We start from the raw sequence: 6261 nt of genomic DNA on the forward strand, positions 1-6261 counted from the left end.
GCGAAGAAAGCCGCTGTTGCAAAAGCACCGGCTGTTCCCAAGTCTGTCAGCAACGCTGAATCCAAGGTTAAATTACAGGACAAAGCTGTAGCCCAGGCAGAAAAGAAAGTTACCCAGTCACAAACCAAACTTGATAAGCATCGCGCCAAAATCGACGCAGAGAACGCCAAACTGTCGAAACTGCGTGCCGATGTTGCCGCCAAGCGTGAAAAAGCACAAAAAACTTCCACTGCCGCCGCCAAGCGTGCCGTTGAAACTGCACGCGGTCGCATGAACACTGCGCGCCTGAAACTCCAGGATATTCGTGGCGAAGCGAAACTGATTCGTGCCGAGATCCAGGCCGCCAAGAAAGTGGTTGCCCGCGAAGTGAAGAAACTGCGCACTGCTGAGCGCAACTTCAAAGCCAAATTGCGTGATCATGAGCGCAAACTGGCGAAGAAAGCCAAGGCCGAACAGAAGAAAGCGGAGCAGAAAGCCAAGGCAGCTGCGCGTAAAGCGGCGGCGAAGGCCAAGCGTGCGGCCAAGAAAGCGACCGCTCGCAAGCCCAAGGCGACTGCAAAAAAAGCAGCGACTAAAAAGGCGCCTGCCAAAAAAGCGGCCACCAAGAAACCTGCAGCAAAAAAGGCAGCAACCCGTAAAGCGCCTGCCAAGAAAGCTGCACGTAAGCGTACTCCGGCCAAGAAGAAGCCTTCCTGATACGTCAGAAGGGTTTATGAAGGCTAAAAGCCCCGCTTTGCGGGGCTTTTTTTATGCCTGTCGTACAGGTCGTGCTGCCAGGATTTCACCGTGGGATAAGGGGGTTGGGTGGCAAAAATGTGCATTTTTACATATGGCTGGCGTTGCTCTCAGGGAAGCTGGAGCGGGGAGGGTGAATAGATCCCCAAAAGTAGTTGATAATGATTCGCGTTAGGTTTAGCATCCTTTTCAGAGATTGAGGAAAGGCGACTTATGTACGTATGCATTTGTAAGGGTATTACTGACAACCATATACGGGAAGCGGTCGATTCTGGCTGCGACAGCCTGCGTGATCTTCGTCGGGAACTTGGGGTTGGAAGTCAGTGTGGTAAATGTGCCCGTCACGCCCGCCAAATTTTGCGTGAGACCCGTAGCGCAAACGAGGCGACCTCATTCTCGAACTCTTCTACTGCTGGTGAGGCGGTTGTTTTCTGGCCACAAACCGCATAAACAATCGTTCTCATTTGCATAAGCGCTTGTATTTGAAGCGCTTTTTTTCCTCTCCTGCCTTGTCTCTGTCACACACTTGCTGAACAATAGGGGTTACCCCAAGTTCATGTGACGGAGATCCCCCCAATGAAAGGCGACGCCAAAGCGATTGAGTTCCTCAACCGTGCACTCGGCAATGAGCTGGTTGCCATTAACCAGTACTTCCTCCACGCCAAGATGTACCAGGATTGGGGCTTGCAGGCACTCTATGCCAAGGAATATCACGAATCCATCGACGAGATGAAGCATGCGGACATGCTGGTCGAGCGCATTCTGTTCCTGGAAGGCATTCCCAACCTGCAGGATCTGGGCAAGCTGATGATTGGTGAAAACACCAAGGAAATGCTGGAATGCGATCTCAAGCTTGAGCAAATGGCTGTGCCAGACCTGCGTGAAGGCATTGCTTATTGCGAATCCATCCAGGATTACATCAGCCGTAACCTGCTCAAAGATATCCTCGAATCCGAGGAAGAGCATATCGATTGGCTGGAGACCCAGCTCGGTCTGATCGATAAAGTCGGCCTGGAAAATTACATGCAAAAACAAATGGCTGCCGCAGAAAGCTGATTGCCGAACTTTTAACCGATCTACGCTTGACTCACCGCGGGGCTTTCGGAATAATGCGCAGCCTCTCGCGGCGTTACAGCAACGAGATTTGCACCGGTAGCTCAGCTGGATAGAGCAACTGGCTACGAACCAGTAGGTCGGGGGTTCGACTCCCTCCCGGTGTACCATACGAATAAAAGAAGGCTCCCAATCGGGGGCCTTTTTTTATGCCGCTCTGCGGCCGCTGCACGCCTCACCCTTCATGCCGCATGCAACAGGCTCGCAGGCTCAACGCTGTCCGAGCAGGTACGACCCCCAAGTCTTCCCGACGCCGTATTGCACTTCATTCCATTGCGATATTTTTTACTCTACGGTCTGGATAAATCTGGCCTGCACGCCGTCGATTGATCAAAACCACCAACCGGTTCCTCGCATGCCTCATTGCGGGTTGTCGACAATCTGTCTACATTGCCTTTAACCCCGCGAGAGCAATACCGGCTCACAAGGCCACCATGATGCCCGCCCAAACGGCGACGCCTTTCGCTCTCGCACGCGGTGACTGAATCCGCTTTTGGAACCAAAAGGAGTGTTCCATGAACGCTATGATGGCTCAGGGTGTCGAACTCATGCTGGTTGGCATGGGTGTCGTGTTTGTTTTTCTGATTGTGCTGGTGGCCGTCACCACTGCCATGTCGGCGCTGGTGCAGAAATTCGGCCGAGAGGAACCGGCGCCGCAGCCCGCTTCAGCCTCCCCGCAAAATATGCCATCGCCGGCCATTATCAAAGCTATCGAAAAAGCGGTGCAGCAGCATCGCCAGTCTTCACTGTCATAGATACCGGATTATTCCATGAGTGACCTGAAACCGTTGGGCATTACCGATGTGGTGCTGCGTGATGCGCACCAGTCCCTGTTTGCTACCCGTATGCGCCTGGATGACATGCTGCCGATTGCTGCTGAACTCGATGAGATTGGCTTCTGGTCACTGGAATCCTGGGGTGGGGCGACCTTTGATGCCTGTATTCGTTATCTGGGGGAAGACCCCTGGCAGCGCATCCGCGAATTGAAGCAGGCCATGCCAAAAACGCCACAGCAAATGCTGCTGCGTGGGCAGAACCTGTTGGGCTATCGCCACTATGCGGATGATGTGGTGGATACCTTTGTGGAACGTGCAGCGGAAAACGGCGTGGATGTGTTCCGTGTGTTTGATGCCATGAACGACATGCGCAATATCGAGCGGGCCATCGCCGCTGTGGTAAAGCAGGGCAAGCACGCCCAGGGCACTATCGCGTACACGGTCAGCCCGGTGCACACCATGGACATGTGGGTGGAGCAGGGCAAAGTGATCGAACAGATGGGCGCCCATTCTGTTGCCATTAAGGACATGGCCGGCCTGCTGCGCCCCGCCGTGGCGTTCGAGCTGGTGACGCGCCTGAAAGCTTCCCTGAATATTCCCGTGCACATGCAATCGCACGCGACCACGGGGCTGTCCACCGCCACAGCCCTGAAAGCGGCAGAAGCGGGCATCGACAACGTGGACACCGCCATCTCGTCCATGTCGATGACCTATGGTCATAGCCCAACGGAATCCGTGGTCGCCATGCTGGAAGGCACGGACCGGGATACCGGGCTGGATATCAAAAAACTGAATCGTATTGCCGGTTATTTTCGTCAGGTTCGCAAAAAGTACGCCGCCTTCGAAGGCAGCTTGCGCGGTGTGGATGCGCGCATCCTGGTGGCGCAGGTGCCCGGCGGCATGCTCACCAATATGGAAAGTCAGCTCAAGGAGCAGGGCGCAGCGGACCGGTTCGATGAAGTGCTGCAGGAAATTCCCGGCGTCCGTGAAGATCTGGGGTTCATTCCACTGGTGACGCCCACCTCGCAAATCGTCGGCACCCAGGCGGTGCTCAATGTGCTCTCCGGCGAACGCTACAAAGTGCTCAGCAAGGAAACCCGCGGCATCCTTCGTGGCGAATATGGCGCCGCACCGGCCCCGTACAATGCCGAGCTACAGCAGCGCGCCCTGGAGGGGGACGAACCGGTTACCTGCCGCCCGGGTGATCTGCTCGACAACGAAATGGGCAGTCTCCGTGATGAAGTGCTGTCTCTGGCAAAAGACAGGGGCATGGCGCTGGCGGAAGGGGAGCGCTTAATCGACGACGTGCTTACCTATGCGTTGTTCCCGCAAATTGGGCAACGTTTTCTGGAAAACCGGGGCGATGCCTCGGCGTTTGAAGCGGCACCGGGCGAAGGTAAAGACGCGGCCAGCAGCGGCACGCAGTCAGAAGGGGTTTATACCGTTGAGGTAGACGGCCAACAGTACACGGTGAAAGTGAACGAGGGCGGTGATGTAACCGGCCTGCGTGCGGTGGGTGGTGCCTCTGCCCCTGCGCCATCCGCCCCCTCTCCCGGTAACCCGGCCAACAGCGTGCCGGTGCCTGCGCCGCTGGCGGGGAATATTTTTCAGGTACTGGTGAAGCCCGGTGATCAGGTCACCGAAGGTCAAAAAATCATGGTGCTGGAAGCCATGAAAATGGAAACGGATGTGTCCAGTACCTGCGCAGGCGTGGTCAGCGAGGTTGCCGTGAAAGAGGGCGACGCCGTGGCCGTGGGGCAAACCCTGCTCAGCGTGGAGCCCGCCAATGGATAAGCTGCAAACCCTCTGGCACAGCACCGGGCTGTTTCACATGAGCGGCGGCCAGCTGGTCATGCTATTGGTCTGCCTGGGTTTGCTGTGGCTGGCCATTCATAAAAAATTCGAGCCATTGCTGTTGTTGCCCATCGGCTTTGGTGGCTTGCTGGCCAATATTCCCATGGCCGGGCTGGCGGAATCCGCCATCAGTCAGGCGCTGCATTTTGGCTCTGTTGACCTGTTGGCCTCCATGGCACAGGTGCTGGGTATGGAGGCCGGGGCAGGGCGTGACGCGCTTTATACGGCCGCGCAGGCGGCAGGGCCAGCGGTGCAGGATCAGCTGCACCACCTGGCAGTAAAAGCCAATTACGGCGACGGTATTCTCTATTTGATTTATACCGTAGGCCTGACTACCGGCATTTTCCCGCTGTTGATCTTCATGGGCGTAGGGGCGATGACCGATTTTGGCCCGCTGCTGGCCAACCCGCGCACCCTGTTGCTGGGCGCGGCGGCGCAATTTGGCATCTTCGCCGCCTTGCTGGGGGCGCTGGCGCTGAATTTTCTGGGCATGGAATTTTCCCTGTCGGATGCCGCCGCCATTGGCATCATCGGTGGCGCAGACGGTCCCACTTCCATCTATGTCACCACCAAGCTGGCGCCGCATCTACTTGGCGCGATTGCGGTGGCGGCCTATTCCTACATGGCGCTGGTACCCATTATCCAGCCGCCAATCATCCGGGCGCTGACCTCGCAAAAAGAGCGCCAGATCAAAATGGAGCAACTGCGCCCGGTGAGCCAGGTGGAAAAAATCCTGTTCCCGATTCTGTTGCTGGTGCTGGTGGCGCTGGTGTTACCCGATGCGGCGCCACTGTTGGGCATGTTCTGCCTGGGTAACCTGATGAAGGAATCCGGGGTGGTGAACCGGCTAGTGGATACCACCAGCAATGCCCTGATCAATGTGGTGACCATCATGCTGGGGCTGGCCGTGGGGGCGAAACTCAGCGCAGAACAGTTCCTGGTCATGGAAACCCTGGGCATCCTGGCCCTGGGGCTGGTGGCCTTCATGATCGGCACCGCCACTGGCGTGCTGATGGCCAAGCTGCTCAACCGCGTCAGTCGCCACCCGGTCAATCCCATTATCGGCGCCGCCGGTGTGTCCGCCGTCCCCATGGCGGCACGGGTGGCCAACAAGGTCGGCCTGGACGCCAACCCCCACAACTTCCTGCTCATGCATGCCATGGGTCCCAACGTGGCCGGCGTCATCGGCTCTGCCGTCGCCGCCGGCGTCCTGCTCAACTTCGCAGGCTGATCTTCTCCGCGTGGCGTTCGCGCCACGCTATTCCTTCCTCTGCCCCTTGTAGGCGTTCCCTTCCAGGGGACGAACCGCGCGAAGCGCGAAAAAGATCCGGAGGATCATCGGTAGATTCTGAGTTTCGCCTGTTCTTTTATTATCGCAATAGACGGAAAGATGCGGAGCGATTTTCGTTCGTCCCCTGGAAGGGAACGCCTACAAGTGCCAGGTGGCCATCGGGAAACGGGAGAGCCTTTGCTGCCATCGGGAACCCACAGGGCTATAGTACGTCGAAGACGCAACCCCTCGACGGAGCCACACTTTGCCGCTGACGCTACAAACCCTCACTGAAAAGCTCTATCAGATTCGCCATGTCTGGGCGCTGATCAGCTTCTCGCTGGGCCTGAGCAGTTATTTTCTGGTGGATCGCCAACCGTGGTTAGCGGCGGTGCTGACCGGGCTGCTGGTGTTCAGCTGGCTCTTGCTGCTCACCGAGGGGATCTGGCAGAACAAGGTGATCGGTACCCGCTTTGATGGCCTGCCCCAGGGCATGCTCAAGTTGCTGTTCCA

The 6261-nt window shown here is 57.2% G+C and carries 7 protein-coding genes and 1 tRNA gene; all 8 read left to right on the forward strand.

Annotated elements, in window-relative coordinates; translation table 11 throughout:
* On the forward strand, positions 1-696 hold a 696-nt coding region (locus tag A3754_RS27670), incomplete at its 5' end, for a hypothetical protein (RefSeq protein ID WP_063519669.1).
* Between the two features lie 252 nt (positions 697-948).
* Positions 949-1185 (forward strand): bacterioferritin-associated ferredoxin, encoded by a 237-nt coding sequence (locus A3754_RS26125; protein WP_082872398.1) that lies wholly within the window; start codon positions 949-951, stop codon positions 1183-1185.
* A gap of 126 nt (positions 1186-1311) precedes the next feature.
* Positions 1312-1791: a bacterioferritin gene (gene bfr / locus A3754_RS10735; protein ID WP_063519670.1), complete on the forward strand. Its 480-nt coding sequence runs from the start codon at positions 1312-1314 to the stop codon at positions 1789-1791.
* A 90-nt stretch (positions 1792-1881) separates the two neighbouring features.
* Positions 1882-1958, forward strand: a tRNA-Arg gene (locus A3754_RS10740).
* A 405-nt stretch (positions 1959-2363) separates the two neighbouring features.
* Entirely contained in the window at positions 2364-2603 is a 240-nt protein-coding gene (locus A3754_RS10745) for an OadG family protein (protein WP_063519671.1), read from the forward strand.
* A 15-nt stretch (positions 2604-2618) separates the two neighbouring features.
* Complete coding sequence (oadA, locus tag A3754_RS10750) at positions 2619-4418, forward strand: sodium-extruding oxaloacetate decarboxylase subunit alpha (protein ID WP_063519672.1); 1800 nt, start codon at positions 2619-2621, stop codon at positions 4416-4418.
* Positions 4411-5709: a sodium ion-translocating decarboxylase subunit beta gene (locus tag A3754_RS10755; RefSeq protein ID WP_063519673.1), complete on the forward strand. Its 1299-nt coding sequence runs from the start codon at positions 4411-4413 to the stop codon at positions 5707-5709. Before oadA ends, A3754_RS10755 begins: the two co-directional genes overlap by 8 nt.
* A gap of 304 nt (positions 5710-6013) precedes the next feature.
* A partial coding sequence (locus tag A3754_RS10760; RefSeq protein ID WP_231880587.1) for a DUF5924 family protein occupies positions 6014-6261 on the forward strand: 248 nt, incomplete at its 3' end.

The organism is Alcanivorax sp. HI0083 (assembly GCF_001635175.1).

Excerpts from the sequence above, each read along its gene's own strand:
- A3754_RS26125 (WP_082872398.1), top strand. The coding sequence starts at position 949 with ATGTACGTATGCATTTGTAAGGGTATTACTGACAACCATATACGGGAA.
- bfr (WP_063519670.1), top strand. The coding sequence starts at position 1,312 with ATGAAAGGCGACGCCAAAGCGATTGAGTTCCTCAACCGTGCACTCGGC.
- A3754_RS10745 (WP_063519671.1), top strand. The coding sequence starts at position 2,364 with ATGAACGCTATGATGGCTCAGGGTGTCGAACTCATGCTGGTTGGCATG.
- oadA (WP_063519672.1), top strand. The coding sequence starts at position 2,619 with ATGAGTGACCTGAAACCGTTGGGCATTACCGATGTGGTGCTGCGTGAT.
- A3754_RS10755 (WP_063519673.1), top strand. The coding sequence starts at position 4,411 with ATGGATAAGCTGCAAACCCTCTGGCACAGCACCGGGCTGTTTCACATG.